Origin of the sequence: Kitasatospora sp. NPDC085879 (genome assembly GCF_040686255.1) — a bacterium.
GTDB lineage: Bacteria > Actinomycetota > Actinomycetes > Streptomycetales > Streptomycetaceae > Kitasatospora.
On the sequence record NZ_JBFBJZ010000004.1, the window covers coordinates 133,975 to 147,226 of the forward strand.

The window sequence follows — 13,252 nt, forward strand, 5'->3', positions numbered from 1 at the left end:
TCGCCGCCACAGGCGTAGCACTGGCGCCAGCCTTCCTCGTACCACTCCATGGCGGAGTCGATGACCCACAGGCCGTAGATCTGGCCGGTTCCGTTGCACTTGGTGCAGGGTGTTGCGCAGTCGCAGGGGATGAAAGCTCCAGGGGTCCCGGTCACGGAACCATCGTCCCGGCTGATGAGGGTGCCCAGGCAGCCCCGGCACACGGATTCTTCGAGAATGGCGGCGGATCGACTCGACATGGCTTGTTCCCCTCGACGGGTGGACGGGTCCGTGTGGTCGAACCGGCCCATGGCGTGGACGGCCTATTCGGTCTTGTTCCAGCGAGCGACTGTGGCACGCGAGATGCCACTGAGTTCGGCGATCCTGCGGTAGGTCACGCCGGCGGCGACCGCTTCAAGCACCATCGGGCGCAGTTCGGCCTCTACCTGCTCCAGTTCGGCCGCCAGGACACGCCGACGTTGGCCGGGCTCGACCAAACTGCGTACGGCTTGTGCCCGACGATCCTCGGGCATCGATGCCTGGGCTGACCCTGGGCTAGGGGCTGCCTTTGGTGTCACTGACGATGCACCAACTGCCCTTTGCCTCTGCTTGGTTCGCCGTGTGGACATGCTCCCATGCTACCCACTTGTCTCGGCTGAGACACCTTGAATCATGGAAGACATCAGTGCCGATTCGAGACGCGGGAAACCAGCAGGTGAGGACTGTGCAATCGAGCCGCAGACCCGGTGTCGATGGGAGTGAGTAAAAACCTTCTCTACGGGTTCAAGGCGGCTCGCTACCGCTCGCCGCGCGCGCCCCGGCTCACCGCCGGGCCGACGCTCCTGTCTTCGCCCCGCTTCCGGCCCGGCTCCGCCGGGCGCGCGGCTGTAGCGAGCACACTGTGAGACCCATGGGGCTCCGCCCCATACCCCGGCCCTCTCTCGGAGGGGGCGCCGGCAGGATCGGGTGTGCAGCCTCGTCGTGGTGAACGTTGTGGGTCGCGGGACGGCCCCCTCCCCGACCGGACACCCAAGGGCGTACCCGGAACCTCCAGGGGCCGCCAAGGCCAAGCGCAAGCGTCACGGACGTGAGCCTTGGCGGCCCCTGGAGAACCCGGGTGCGGCGAAGCTGCCCGATCGAGGAGGGAACCATCCCGCTCAGGCCGACCTGTGCCAGGGCAGCAAGCCCCGGTCCAGTGCGCCAATCCGAGCGGACTGGGCGCCGTTCAGCAGTGCCAGTGGATGCCTTGAAGCCGCAGATAACGGCCGCTCGGGGCGGCCGCCGAGAGCTCAACCCGATGAGCTCGGTCTCTGCGTGCAGAGCTCATGACGGTGGCCTACGTTGAAAGCATGAGTGGTCAGCGGCCAACGGATGAGCTTCAGGTCTTGCGAGTAGTGGTTGACTTCTTTCACAGGGAGGGAAGGGGCTACTACCCGAACATTGGGGACGTAGCCCGAGCGACGGGCAAGTCCGAGGAGGATGTGGCTCGCATCATCGGCTCCCTGGAGGCCCAAGAGCTGATCACGGCGCATCGCCTGAAGCCGGGGAGCTTCATGATCACGAGTGTGACCCGCCAGGGCATGGACTCCGTAGGCTCGTGACTCGGGCCGCAGGACCGACCGCGTGCCACAGCCGTGCCAGATCGGACGGTACGTGACGGTCAATCGGGGGCATCAAAAGGTCAAAGCCAGGCGAAGTCCCGGGGGAGGAAACGCCCAGGCCAGACCAGGGTCCCCATGTCAATCCTTGTAAAGCGGGGGTCGTCGGTTCGAACCCGACAGGGGGCTCCAAAAACAGACATAATTCCGCGGCATGTCGGACACTGGTCCGGTGTGACCCAGCGGCCGGAAAAGAAGAGCTCACGGATCTTGGAGGCTGTTGGCCTGCACGGGAGTGCAGGTCAACAGCCTCCTTCGTTGCCTGCGCTGAAGCTGCCAGGGCGTGGGTCGATGGTTGAATGTATGGCTCGCCGAGGCGTGCCCACCTTGTGGGCGCCGCCGTGGCGCGGGTCAAGGACGCCACAGCCCGCACTGACCGGTGGGCCGGTGGCGCGCCTGCCCTCGGAGCCGGGCGTGCTACCGGCGGGTCTCTGCTTGCGCGCGGAACTGGCGGACGTGGTCCGCGGCCTTGGCGAGCCCGGTCGTGCTGTCGCCGTCGACGACGGTCACGTAGGTGTTTCCGTCCAGCCACGCACAGATGGTCGAGCTGAACTGGTGGTTGCCGGACGCGTCCGTCGATTCGATCTTCGTGAAGGTGACCTTGCATTTCATGACGCCGCCCAGCGGTCCCGGGTCCGCGTCCTTGACCTCGCCATGGGTCACCTTCATGCCCGGCACGTCCGCCGAGCCGTCATTCATGTCGGTCAGCGCCTCGGTGCGGTCCTTCTCGGAGAACGGGACGTCGTTCTCGACCGCGAAGACCTCCATGTGGTTCTCCCCGAACTGGCCGCTCTTGTACGTGGTCACGATGACGTGCTTGTGCGGGTCGTCCTGCGCTATGGCCTCGGCCCGCTGCCGCATCGCCGCGGTCCCGGGGGCATTGTCGTCGCGCTTCATCCCGAGGAAGGTGTCGGGCAGGTGGAGGCGACCCATCGTCTGGTTCCCCGCGCCCGGCGCCTGCTTGCCCGAACCCGCCCCTGCGTCGCCCACCGCCGGTGGGGCCGCGTCTCCGGCCGGAGTCGCCGCAGCACCCGCCGGGGCCGTGCCGGGGTGCGTGGTGTCCCCCGACCTCGTCACGGCGAACGCCGCGCCGGCCAGGACGATCGCGCCGACGATCCCCAGCGCGATCCACGGCCCGGTGCGGGAGGGTCGGGCCGGTGCCGGCTGGTTCCCCCCGACCGGCGGTGGCCCGTATGCGTGCGGAGGCGGACCGTAGGCGGGTGGGAACGAGGGTGGGGGCGGGACGTTCCCGTCCGGCGGCTGTGCGGGTAACCCGGATGGCTGCTCGTGCATCTGCGAACTCCTGGACGTCGAGTGGCGATGTGGTGGAGGAACGGTGGGCCTGGAAGGAATATGCCTCAGCCGTGGGTGCCCCCGCACAGCCCGGACGATCGCTGTTTCCGATCTGTAGCACACGCCGCCCCGGCGTTCCTGACCATCAGTCAGTACTCGTCCAATCAGTACTCGTCGTTGCGGTGTCCTGCTCGGCGCTCCGGTCACCGCCTCGGCGACGGCCGCGGCCACCTGTAGCTGCACGCCGTCCACGCTGTCGTGGTGTTCACCCTGATATTCCAGGGGGCGCCTTCGTCAGTACCAGCGAGTCGACGGTGGTACCGCCGTCGATCATCGTGTACCGCAGGGTGCCGTCCGGAAGGAGCTCCAGCTCCCGCTGTCCGGCGGCGCTGCATTTCACGCCCTTGGACTCGATCAGCCGCGAGGTGAAGCGCAGCTTGGTGGTGGACGCGGAGGTCAGCGTCCATGCCGCGTCGCAGTGGCCGCCTGCGGTGATCACATAGCCCTCGGCGGCGTTCGGGTCGTTGACCCGGGTGTTGTGGACTGTCACGGTGACCGCGTCCGTGCGGCCCACCTGCGCTCCCCAGATGCCGATGAAGGCGGCCCGGTCGCCGTTCGCCTCCGGGTCTCCGGACGGCGACTTCGACGCGGGCGGGTCCGACGCGCGGTCGGTCGCCTTGTCGCTGCCCGGAGTGGCCGAGCCCGGTGGGGCGGCTCCGGCCGAGGAGGTGGCCTTGGCGCCCGAGGTGCCGCCGGACCGGTCCAGTCGGGTGATGCCGTAGCCGACCGCGGCCGCCACCAACAGCGTGCCGACCGTGATCCCCGCGATCGGCCGACCGCGCCGCCTGGGCGCCGGTGGCGGGGCCGGTGGGCCGTAGGGCAGTGGTTCGGCGGGGCCGTAGGCGCCCGGGGCCGGCGGCCCGAACCCCGGCGGCGGGGGCGGGGTGGTGACGGTGTCGTGGGTCCGGTGGCCGGAGAGCGGGGCGGGGGGCGTCGGTACGGGGGCCGGGCCGTCGGTCTCCAGGTCGAGCAGGCGGACGGCGGTACGCCCGACGGAGGCGGCGAGGTCGGCGGGCAGCCAACTGCTGCTGCCGAGTCGGCCGGCGGCGCTGGCGTCGGGGTCGAGGCGTTCGCGCAGCTGCTGCGGGGTGGGCCTGGCCTCGGGGTTCTTGGCCATGCAGGCGAGGATGGCGGCGCGCAACGGATAGTCGAGCGTGGACAGGTCGGGCTGTTCGTGCAGCACCCGGTAGAGAAGGACAGCGCCGCTGACGCCGTCTCCGAAGGGCGGGCGGCCGCTGGCGGCGAGGGCGAGCACCGCGCCGAGCGAGAACATGTCGCTGGCCGGTCCGGCGGGTTGCCCCTGGGCCTGCTCGGGGGACATGAAGCCGGGCGAGCCGACCACGTGCCCGGTTCGGGTGAAGCCGGTGGAGGCGTCCAGGGCGCGGGCGATGCCGAAGTCGATCAGCCGGGGGCCGTCCAGGGTGAGCAGCACGTTGGACGGTTTGACGTCGCGGTGGACCAAGCCCAGGGCGTGGACGTGGGCGAGCGCCTCGGCGAGGCCGACGCCGAGCAGCCGGGTGGTGGGTTCGGGCAGTGCGCCGTGCTCGTTCACGGCGGCGGCCAGCGAGGGGCCGGCCACGAAGCCGGTGGCGACCCAGGGCTGGGGGCCCTCGGTGTCGGTGTCCAGAACGGGGGCGGTCCACGCTCCGCCGACCCGGCGGGCGGCGGCGACCTCCTGGCGGAACCGCTCCCGGAACTCGGCGTCCCGGGCCAGGTCCGGCCGGACCGCCTTCACTGCCACCGTGCGGCCGCCGGGAGTCCGCCCCAGGTAGACCCGGCCCATGCCGCCGGCGCCGAGCCGCCCCAGCAGTCGGTAGTCGCCCAGGTCCTGCGGATCGTCCGGCTCCAGCGGCTGCATGCTCTCACTCCATCGGCCGAAAACTTGTTCCCGTGCAGAAGGTAGCGGTTGTGGGGTCGTTCGGAGGAGAAACTGAGGTTGCCGCAGAACGGGCCGCCGGACGTCCGGTGCCGGTGATGCCGGCTCCTTCGAGTGGGGCCGTCCATGCTGCGCGCCATCCCTGGCGACGTTCGTGGTCGTTCGGACTTCCTTAGGCGTGGAGCTGCGTGAGCGGATGGCGCAGCGGGAGACATCCAGGGGTGGATCGCGAAACCAGGCGCATGGCGCTGACCTGCAGGTCGGTTCGAACCCGACAGGGGGCTCAGCGCCAAGAACGCCGGAAGGGCCGGCTCGACATGGCTCTTCCTTCCGGACCGGGATCAAGGAAACGCGCTTGTCGGACAGTTGTGCGGGCGGCAGCGGCGTGCGAGATGCCGCTCGGTTCGGCAATCCTGCGACAGGTCCCCCCAGGGCAAGAAGCATGCCGGCGGCTTGACTTGGTCGTTGAGATTCCACCGCCGGGTGGGCGACCTCGCCCGAGCGTTCGGTCGAAGTGCGGCACGAGTGGCCCACCCATAGCGTGAAGGCGTCGGGAGAAGCCACTTCGAACGGTTTGTCCCCATTCTCCGGGGAGTCATCGTGCTCTACGTCATGACCCTCAGCTGGCAGCCCGGGCTCACCCCGGAGCAACGCGACGGTGCGCTGGCCCGCCGCGCCCAGTGGCAGTACCCGGACGGTCTCACGGTGCTGGGTGAGTACTGGACCGCGGCCGAGAATCCCGCGCTCGTGGCGGTGTTCGAGGCCGAGAACTTTTCCCCGCTCATGGACATCGGCCTGACTTGGGGCGACGTCTTCCAGATCAATACGTATCCGGCGGTCACCGCCGAGGAGGGGATGAAGCTCGGTCTTGCGGCGATGGAGCGGCGAGGTGCGTGAATCCACCGCCCACGCAGGGTGATCACGTCCTGCCGTCCGGAGGCGGTTGCCGCAACCAGTGCATCGGTCATCGTCCCCAGGGCGGGCGAGGTGCCCCACGCCAATCCCTGTGAAGCGGGGCCGTCGATCCGAACCCGGCAGGGGGCCCAGCTCCATGCACACCGGAAGGGCCGGCTCACGAGGGTGATCCTCGGGAGCCGGCCTTCCTGGCTGTTCGAGCGGTACGGACGGCCGGCCAGGGCATCCCGCTCACGTGCCGGACGGAGCTGCGCTTCCGGCGCTCCGGTGGGGAGCCGGTCAGTGGTGCCAGGCGCTCCAGCGGCCGGCGGCGTTGCGGTCGCGCTGCCAGTGCATGCCGACGTCGTCCCGGCCCTGGCGGACGAGCGTGGGGCGGGTCGTCGAGTAGCCGTCCAGCGTGGTCCAACGGCTCAGCCCGCCACCGGGGTTGGTCCAGCGGGTCCAGGCGGCGCGGTCGGTCCCGATGACGAAGATCTCCCGGGTGCCGTTGCCGAACTCGAAGAGCGGCTTGCCGTTCTCGTACTCGCCGCCGCAGTAGAACGTGCCCCCGAAGAATTCGTCGGTGCAGGTGCTCACCCCCGGGGCCGCCCGGTCGGCCGCCAGGGCGGGCGCCGGCGCGGAGACCAGCCCTGCGGTGGCCAGTGCTGCCGCTGCGAGGAGGGCGGGACGGGTCATCTTCACGGTCTTCTCCGGATCGGTCTGCGGGTGGAGGGGGACTGCCTGCTCTGCGGGCCGGCCGGTCATCCGGCCTGGGCGGGGGTCTGCTTGATCCGGTCGACGATCGCGCGGGTCATGACGGCATGGGTGAACACCACCGTGCCGGGCTTGATCAGGCCCTCACCGGAGGTTCCCTCGACCTGGACGGTGCGCTCGCCGAGGAAGTCGAGGGTCTTGTCGTCGAAGATCCATTCGGTGCGCTGGCCGGAGGTCTCGTCCAGGCGGGCGACCGCGACCCCGTGCCGGCCGGCGGCGTCGACCGCGTCGTCCACCTTGACCACCCCGGGGATCTTCGCTGCGGCCTTGTAGAGCGCGACCGTGAGCGCGGCCGGCGGGTAGCTTTCGCGCAGCAGGTCACCGATCGTGGTGAACGCCTCCTGGTCGGGGGTGCGGCCCTTGCCCCGGGTTCCCCGGTCAGGCGGAACGCATGGTTGTAGACGGTGCGGGCGTAGCTGTCGAAGAGCTCCGCGAAGGCACCGGGATCCCCGGCCCGCACCCGGGTTCGCATGTCTGTGGTCACCTCTGTCGGCTGTCCGGCATCACGGGCGGGTTCCCGTGACGCGCATCACAGCCGGCCCCGGCGGGAGCGGAAGGGCCCGGCCAACCCCCGTTGGCCGGACGGAAACCGTGCGCGGCGGAGGCTACGCCGCGCCGAACTCGAACAGGACGAAGCCTGCGTACCAGCCGGAGGCGGCCGCCGCGACGGCCAGCACGACGGTCAGCGAGGGCAGTGCGAGGCGGCGCAATGCCGTGGCGATCGGAATGACCAGGGGGAAGGCCACCAGCAGGTAGCCGGGGGCGTGCTCGAAGAGTCGACCGGTGCCGAGGCCCAGGATCAGGACCAGCGCAGCGTAGAGGGTGAGCACCAGCGGCGGACGCAGCCGGAGCAACAGCAGTAGCAGGCAGGGGGCGGCGAGAAGCGTCAGCAGGCCGAGCAGATCTGCTGTGGGGTGGGAGGACGTGCCGCGGCCGAGCAGTAGATCGGCGACGGCGTGCCGGGTGTTGTGGCCGAAGTGGCCCAGCCATGCGTCCTGCTTCGCCTCGGCGTAGCCGAACAACTCGCCCGTCCGGTCGCCGACCCGGAGGAGGTGGCCGAGCAGGCCGAGCGGCGCGATCAGGAGAGCGACCAGCGGACCGGCGATCTTCTGGCGGCGGACAAGCGCGCCCAGGGCGGACAGGCCGACGACCGCGATCAGCGCGGCGGCAGCGGGGTGGCTGAGACCGGCGAGGAGGGCCAGTGCTCCGGCCGTGAACCAGCGCCGGGTCATCAGCGCGTAGCAGGTCCAGGCGGCCAGCGCGACGAACAGGGACTCGCCGAAGACGGCCCACTCTAGACCGGAGCCGGGGAACACCGCCCAGAGGCCGGCCGCGATCACACCCGCCCGGTTGCCGCGCAGCCGTGCGGTGACCGCGAAGACACCGGCGGCGGCGGCGAACGAGAAGGCCACGGAGAGCAGCATCCCGGCGCCGTAGGTGCCCGGGCCGGTGAGGGACACCAGCCGGATCAGACCGGGATAGAGCGGGAGGAAGGCGGCGGAGCCCCACTGGCCGGCCGGTGGGAGCAGGTGGAACTGGTAGCCGTGGGCCGCGATCTGCTGGTGCCACCAGCCGTCCCAGGAGCCGACGACGTCCCAGACGTGGGTGCCACCGCCGAAGCGGGAGTCCTTGGTGCGGTACCGGCCGGAGGCGGCCAGGAGCTCCATGAGCACCGCGAAACCGATCAGCTTCAGCATGCCGTAGGCGATCAGCGCGGACAGGTAGCCGCTGGGCCTCGCGGAGGGGCCGGTGGGTGCCCCGTCGGAGTCGGGGCCGGCTCCCCGGCTGCCCGTGGTCTCGGAGGTCCCTGTCGTCGCGTCCCTGGGCTTGAGGATGCCGGCGCCGGGGCTCAGGCGATCGGGGTCCACGCGCTCGGGGTCCGGGCTCGTGGGGCTCTTGCGCCGGGGTCCGGTGACTCCGGAGCCCGGACCGGGAGGACGGTTCCGTTCGGGGTTCGTGAACCGGGAATCCCTGTTCGTCGGTGGGCTGGACCTGGTGGGCTCGTCCAGCCGTCTGCCTGGTGTCGAGTTCATGGCGCCGCAGGCTAGTGGCAGGTTCTCCGACAGCCCGTTCCCGCACCGATTCCGCCCACTACCCGACCACCACCGCCACAACGCAGCTGCGTCCGTCCCGACCGGCGCATCGGCTTATGTGCAGGTCAACGGCCTGCCGGTGCGGAGGGCCGTGCGATGGACCGGCACGTCGGCCGCCGACCCGGGGTCGACGGCCGACCGGTGCAGCGCGGTCAGGTGCACTTCACCGCGGTGTTGAACAGCGACATCGCGGTGACCTTGCCGGCGTCCGTCGCGAAGACCATCTCCCAGCCCGAGGCGCCCCCGGCCGGCATGGTGTAGCCGCCCTCGATGGCCTGGAGGGCGGGGTAGGCCTTCTTCAGGTCGGCCTCGGTGGTGCCGGCGCCGACGCCCTCGGCGGTGCGGGCCTTGGGCGGGGCGATCAGCTGCTTGAGCCGGCCGGTGGTGCCGAACTTGGCGCCGCCGGAGGCCTCGAAGGCCTTCTCGCGGGCGGCGATGAGCTTCGTCTCGTCGGCGATGGCGGTGGTGGACTCGGCGAGCAGCTTCGCGACCTCGGCCGAGCGCGTGGCGTCCTCGGCGTACTCCCTGGCCGAGGCGCCGGCGCCGGGCCGCTGCGCGTCCGCCTCTGCCTTGGCCTTGTCCGCCTTGTCGGCGGTCTCCTTGGACTTCGTGGTGGCCGCCTTCTCGGCGGCGAGCACGGCGGGGTCGGGAGCCGGGCCGTCCTTGTACGCGAAGAGGGCACAACCGGCCAGGGCGGACATCGGCTCGCCCTGCAGGGCGCCGCCGCCCAGGGCCGCGTCCTTGGCCGTGCCGGGCCCGAGGCCCCGGTAGCCCTTCGGGCCGAAGACCTCGGCCTGCGCCGAGGCCGAGCCCTTGCCCGCCCCCTCGCCGGAGCCGGAGCAGGCCGTGCCGCCGATGGCCACCGCGGCGGTGACCAGGGCGGCGCACAGCAGCCGGGAACGGCCGCCGCGGTGCCGGGTCCGCTGTGCGGGCGCCGGCGACGGCTGCTCGATCCGGGACTGCTGCGGTGCGTGCGTCATGAAGGAACCTCGTCGTGCGCAAGGGTGTGCGGGCTGCCCGGCGGGCCTGCCCGGTCCGGCGGTCCGCCGGCGGCGTGCCGCCGCGGTGCCACCCCGTGTCTGCGGGGTGCCAGTGCCCCCCGTCACCCCCCTGGGTGGCCCTCCCGCGGACGGCCGGCCGTCAGCATGTCAGACGCTTCGCGGGCGCTCAAACGGATTTCCGACCCGTCGTCAGCAGGTGCTTCGCGCGCGTCTGTGCAGGTCGCCGCCGGTGGGGCGGAGGCGGAGGGCGAGTCGGTGGGCGAGGGATCGGGGCCGGCGCCGGTGGGCGGACGGGCCGCGACCGGCCTGCCGTCGGTCGTGGGGTGCGAGCCGGGCCTGCCGGTGGGCGGGTCCCCCGGCTTTCCGGCGCTCCGCGAGCGTTCCGCGGGCGCGCCGGGGCGGGGTGGCGGTCGTACGGTGGACGGGGGGCCGCAGACGCCTGGTGGCAGGCGTCGGACCCGCGGGAGGCCGCGATGCCCGGTTCAGTCACGATCGGCCACACCGATGCGCTGGTGATGCTCAGCCACGACGACGCCAAGCGGCTGTCGACGATGCTCGGCGAGATGGCGGGGATGCTGGAGGCGTCCGGCGCGAGCCGGCTCAGTGATGCCCAGGTCGGCGAGCTCTGCAAGGGCAGGGAGCCGTCGCGCGAGGAGCTCACCGGTTGGTGCCGGCACCTGTCGCAGTACCTGGCCGAACACCTGTGAGTCGACGCCCTGCGCGCTGAGCTGCCTCAGCGCGGGGCGCCGGCCGCGAGTGCGTCGAGCAGGACGTCGATCTCGGTGCCGACGGAGGCCAGGGCGACGGTCGGATCGGCCGCCCTGGCCAGCAGCATGCCCGCCTCACAGAGCGCGCCGAGCAGCAGGTGGGTGCGGATCTCCGGGTCGCGGCCGGGCGCCGCCTTGGCGAGGCCGTGCCGCAGCAGGGCCGTGGAGTGCTCGGCCTCGACGGCCCGGACCTCCTCCCAGCCGAGGACGGCGGGCCCGTCGAGCAGCAGGATGCGTCGGGCGGCCGGGTCGAGGCAGCCGCGCAGGAAGGCGTGGCAGCCGGCCCGGACGGCGGCCCAGGGTTCGAGGCCGGCCGCCGCCTCGGCGAGCTGCCGGGCGCGCTGTTCCTCGGCGTGCGCGAAGACGGCGCGCAGCAGCGCGGGCTTGCCGTCGAAGTGGTGGTAGACGGCGCCCTTGGTGAGGCCCGCGGTGCGCGCGATGTGGTCGATCGAGGTGGCCGCGTACCCCGTGGTGCCGAAGTGCTCGGTGGCGGCGGCGACGATCTGCCGGGTCGTCGCCCCGGACCGGTCCGCCTGGCTGCGCCGCATGTCGTCCGCCGTCTCCCCGCCTCGGTATTGACACGCATACTAGCGGTACGTAAGTTCCATACTCCAAGTACGTACTCCGAGTATGGAAATGAGGGTGGACCGTGTCGAAGGGGCATCGGGAGAACGGGCATCGGGAGTTCGTGGCACGCTGGGCGGCCTTCTGGGCCGCGCCGGAGCAGGCGCGGCTCGGCGGGCTGGCCGCGTCGGACATCGTGCTGCGCTGGCCGGGGCGGCCCGAGCCGATCCGCGGCCTCGCCGCCTGGGCGGAGCAGGTCGCCGGGGCGCTGGCGCGCTTCCCCGACCTGCGGCTGGAGGTGGTCGCGGACGCCGCCTCCGGCGGGACGTCGTTCATCGCCTGGCGGGCCGCGGCCACGGTGGACGGCCGTCCGCTGCGGTGGGAGGGCGTCGACCGGATGGAACTGCGGGACGGCCTGGTGGCGGAGTCCACCGTCGTTTTCGACACGGCCGCCCTGCGGGCCGGCGCCGCCGGGTAGGTTCGCGGGTATGGAGCCGCTGTCCTGGGTCACCGTGCCGACACCGCTGCCGACCGGGCCGATGCGCCTGGCGGTCACGCCGACCGGCGTGGCGGCCGCCTGGTACGCGGGGGACCCGGCGGCCGGGCCCGGGCCCGGAGCCGGCGCCCCGGAGTGCACCGAGCGCCGGGTGGTCGACGCGGTGACCGGGCGGCTGGGCGAGTACTTCGCCGGCCGGCGGCGCGCCCTGGAACTGCCGATCGACTGGCGGTTCGCCACCGGGCCGCACCGCGTCGTGCTGGAGCGGCTGCTGACCGACGTCGGGTACGGGCGGACCGTCACCTACGGCGAACTGGCCGCCCGCAGCGGGGTCTTCGAGGACGTCGCCGAGCCGGGTCTGGCGGCCCGCACGGTCGGCCAGATGATGGGCGCCAACCCCCTCGCGCTCTTGGTGCCGTGCCACCGGGTGGTGGCCGCGGACGGCCTGGGCGGCTTCGGCGGCGGGCCGCAGGGCCTGGAGACCAAGCGCTGGCTGCTGACCCTGGAGGGCGTGCTGCCACCGACGCTGGACTGGGACGGACCGGTCGGCTGACCGACCCGTCCCCGGCGGGCCCGGCCCGTCAGACGGCGGCCGCGGCGGCGGTGGCGCCGAGCTGCCAGTCGTGGGCGCGCCGCCGCGGCAGGAGCGGCTGGATCCCGGAGACCAGGGTGTACTCGGTGTCGAGCAGGTCGGCGGCGAAGGCGGTCGCGGGGGTCTCGCCGAGTGCGAGCTGCACCGCCGTCCACGGCAGGTTGAGCCCGCAGAGCCGGAGCTGGTGCAGCCCGCCGGAGGGGCGGGTGTTGACGTCCAGGACGACCGGGCGGCCGTGGTGGTGCCGGTACTGGACGTTGGAGAGGTAGGAGACCTCGAAGGTCTCCACCAGACGCCGGGTGGGCTCCAGGTAGCGCGGGTCGGTGGTGAAGGTCCGGCGGCGCCGGGTCTTGGCGCGGCCGACCGCGGCGAGCAGCCGGCCGTCCGGGGAGGTGAGGCAGTCGACCGAGACCTCGGGGCCCTCCAGCAGCGGCATCACCAGCAGGTCGGCCGGCTCCGGGCTCCGCTCCAGGGCCTGGAGCACCAGGTCGAGCTGGACGCTCGCGTCGGGGAAGCCGGACAGCCGGCGCAGGCTGAACGGTTCCCGGGTGAGCACCCGGAAGCCCTCGCCGCCGGCGCCGGAGGCGGGCTTGAGGCAGGCGGTCGAGCCGTCCTCCTCGATCTCCTCGACCGCGGCGAGCAGCTCGTCGCCGGTTCGGACGTGCCGCCACAGCGGCACCGGCAGGCCGGCCGCGGCCATCGCCGCGTAGCCGTCGACCTTGCTCTCGAAGACGGCGATCGCCGGGGCGGGCGGGCACACCAGCGCGGTGCCGACGGCCTCGAAGTCGCGGCGGCGCAGGGATATCGCGAGTTGGCCCAGCCGGGGCAGGAAGACGTCTATGCTGTTCCGGGCGCAGAATTCCAGGGCGAATTCCACATAGGCCTCGGGGGAGAGGCCGTCGGGTTCGAGCGATCCGAAGTCGGCGGCGGCGAGTACCGGGGAGTCCGGGTCGACGTGCGTGGCATGGATCTCGACCGGGCGCGGGGCGGCGCGGAGCAGGTCGATGAAGAAAACGTTCTCGGCGTAGGTGCGGTTCAGCCAGACGCGAACGGGGCCGCTCAACGGGGTCTCCCTGGAAAAGGGCGCAACGGTGGGAGGGCGCGGTCGGGCGGCCTGCCTGCCGGCTTCTTGCCGCGCTCTTGAGGTGGCACCTTAGCGCTCGGACCGGGCCGGGCGGACGGGGGGTGGGGTGTTGTGGTGGCGG

12 protein-coding genes, 1 tRNA gene and 2 pseudogenes are annotated in these 13,252 nt (G+C 72.1%); 5 read left to right on the forward strand and 10 right to left on the reverse strand.

From position 1 onward, the window contains the following. Window positions 1–302 precede the first annotated feature (302 nt). Window positions 303–512, reverse strand: a complete 210-nt coding sequence (locus tag AB0P35_RS05155; RefSeq protein WP_363506675.1) for a helix-turn-helix domain-containing protein — start codon at window positions 510–512, stop codon at window positions 303–305. 1,186 nt (window positions 513–1,698) lie between these two features. Between AB0P35_RS05155 and AB0P35_RS05160 the strand changes: the two genes are divergently transcribed. Further along, a tRNA-OTHER gene (locus AB0P35_RS05160) sits at window positions 1,699–1,769 on the forward strand. Window positions 1,770–2,054: 285 nt separating this feature from the next. Here the strand turns inward: AB0P35_RS05160 and AB0P35_RS05165 are convergent. Both AB0P35_RS05165 and AB0P35_RS05170 read right to left on the reverse strand, forming a co-directional pair. After that, the gene (locus AB0P35_RS05165; protein ID WP_363506678.1) at window positions 2,055–2,534 is read right to left on the reverse strand and encodes a hypothetical protein; all 480 of its coding nucleotides are present in this window, start codon (window positions 2,532–2,534) and stop codon (window positions 2,055–2,057) included. A gap of 661 nt (window positions 2,535–3,195) precedes the next feature. Then, window positions 3,196–4,848 carry a serine/threonine-protein kinase gene (locus tag AB0P35_RS05170; protein ID WP_363506681.1) on the reverse strand — a complete coding sequence of 551 codons (1,653 nt, stop codon included), beginning with the start codon at window positions 4,846–4,848 and terminating at the stop codon, window positions 3,196–3,198. A gap of 618 nt (window positions 4,849–5,466) precedes the next feature. On the opposite strand from AB0P35_RS05170, the gene AB0P35_RS05175 reads away from it, so the two are divergent. Beyond that, window positions 5,467–5,763 (forward strand): DUF3303 family protein, encoded by a 297-nt coding sequence (locus AB0P35_RS05175; RefSeq protein WP_095874230.1) that lies wholly within the window; start codon window positions 5,467–5,469, stop codon window positions 5,761–5,763. A gap of 297 nt (window positions 5,764–6,060) precedes the next feature. On the opposite strand, the gene AB0P35_RS05180 is transcribed toward AB0P35_RS05175, so the two are convergent. From AB0P35_RS05180 to AB0P35_RS05200, 5 genes and pseudogenes are all read right to left on the reverse strand, one after another. Beyond that, the gene (locus tag AB0P35_RS05180; RefSeq protein WP_363506684.1) at window positions 6,061–6,456 is read right to left on the reverse strand and encodes a hypothetical protein; all 396 of its coding nucleotides are present in this window, start codon (window positions 6,454–6,456) and stop codon (window positions 6,061–6,063) included. Window positions 6,457–6,521: 65 nt separating this feature from the next. Then, window positions 6,522–6,905 (reverse strand): annotated as a pseudogene (locus tag AB0P35_RS05185) (CU044_5270 family protein); the annotation flags it as partial. Continuing rightward, window positions 6,905–7,018, reverse strand: a pseudogene (locus AB0P35_RS05190) (RNA polymerase subunit sigma); the annotation flags it as partial. The pseudogenes AB0P35_RS05190 and AB0P35_RS05185, both read right to left, overlap by 1 nt. Before the next feature lie 121 nt (window positions 7,019–7,139). After that, complete coding sequence (locus AB0P35_RS05195) at window positions 7,140–8,402, reverse strand: hypothetical protein (RefSeq protein ID WP_363506687.1); 1,263 nt, start codon at window positions 8,400–8,402, stop codon at window positions 7,140–7,142. Between the two features lie 377 nt (window positions 8,403–8,779). Next, window positions 8,780–9,607 carry a hypothetical protein gene (locus AB0P35_RS05200; RefSeq protein WP_363506690.1) on the reverse strand — a complete coding sequence of 276 codons (828 nt, stop codon included), beginning with the start codon at window positions 9,605–9,607 and terminating at the stop codon, window positions 8,780–8,782. 494 nt (window positions 9,608–10,101) lie between these two features. On the opposite strand from AB0P35_RS05200, the gene AB0P35_RS05205 reads away from it, so the two are divergent. Further along, window positions 10,102–10,335, forward strand: a complete 234-nt coding sequence (locus AB0P35_RS05205; RefSeq protein WP_363506693.1) for a hypothetical protein — start codon at window positions 10,102–10,104, stop codon at window positions 10,333–10,335. Window positions 10,336–10,361: 26 nt separating this feature from the next. Here the strand turns inward: AB0P35_RS05205 and AB0P35_RS05210 are convergent, their stop codons facing one another. After that, window positions 10,362–10,943, reverse strand: a complete 582-nt coding sequence (locus tag AB0P35_RS05210; RefSeq protein ID WP_363506696.1) for a TetR/AcrR family transcriptional regulator — start codon at window positions 10,941–10,943, stop codon at window positions 10,362–10,364. A 101-nt stretch (window positions 10,944–11,044) separates the two neighbouring features. Between AB0P35_RS05210 and AB0P35_RS05215 the strand changes: the two genes are divergently transcribed. Next, the gene (locus AB0P35_RS05215; RefSeq protein WP_363506699.1) at window positions 11,045–11,437 is read left to right on the forward strand and encodes a nuclear transport factor 2 family protein; all 393 of its coding nucleotides are present in this window, start codon (window positions 11,045–11,047) and stop codon (window positions 11,435–11,437) included. A gap of 10 nt (window positions 11,438–11,447) precedes the next feature. Further along, the gene (locus tag AB0P35_RS05220) at window positions 11,448–12,008 is read left to right on the forward strand and encodes a methylated-DNA--[protein]-cysteine S-methyltransferase (RefSeq protein WP_363506702.1); all 561 of its coding nucleotides are present in this window, start codon (window positions 11,448–11,450) and stop codon (window positions 12,006–12,008) included. Window positions 12,009–12,036: 28 nt separating this feature from the next. Here the strand turns inward: AB0P35_RS05220 and AB0P35_RS05225 are convergent, their stop codons facing one another. After that, the gene (locus AB0P35_RS05225; protein ID WP_363506705.1) at window positions 12,037–13,110 is read right to left on the reverse strand and encodes an ATP-grasp domain-containing protein; all 1,074 of its coding nucleotides are present in this window, start codon (window positions 13,108–13,110) and stop codon (window positions 12,037–12,039) included. Between the last annotated feature and the right edge of the window lie 142 nt (window positions 13,111–13,252).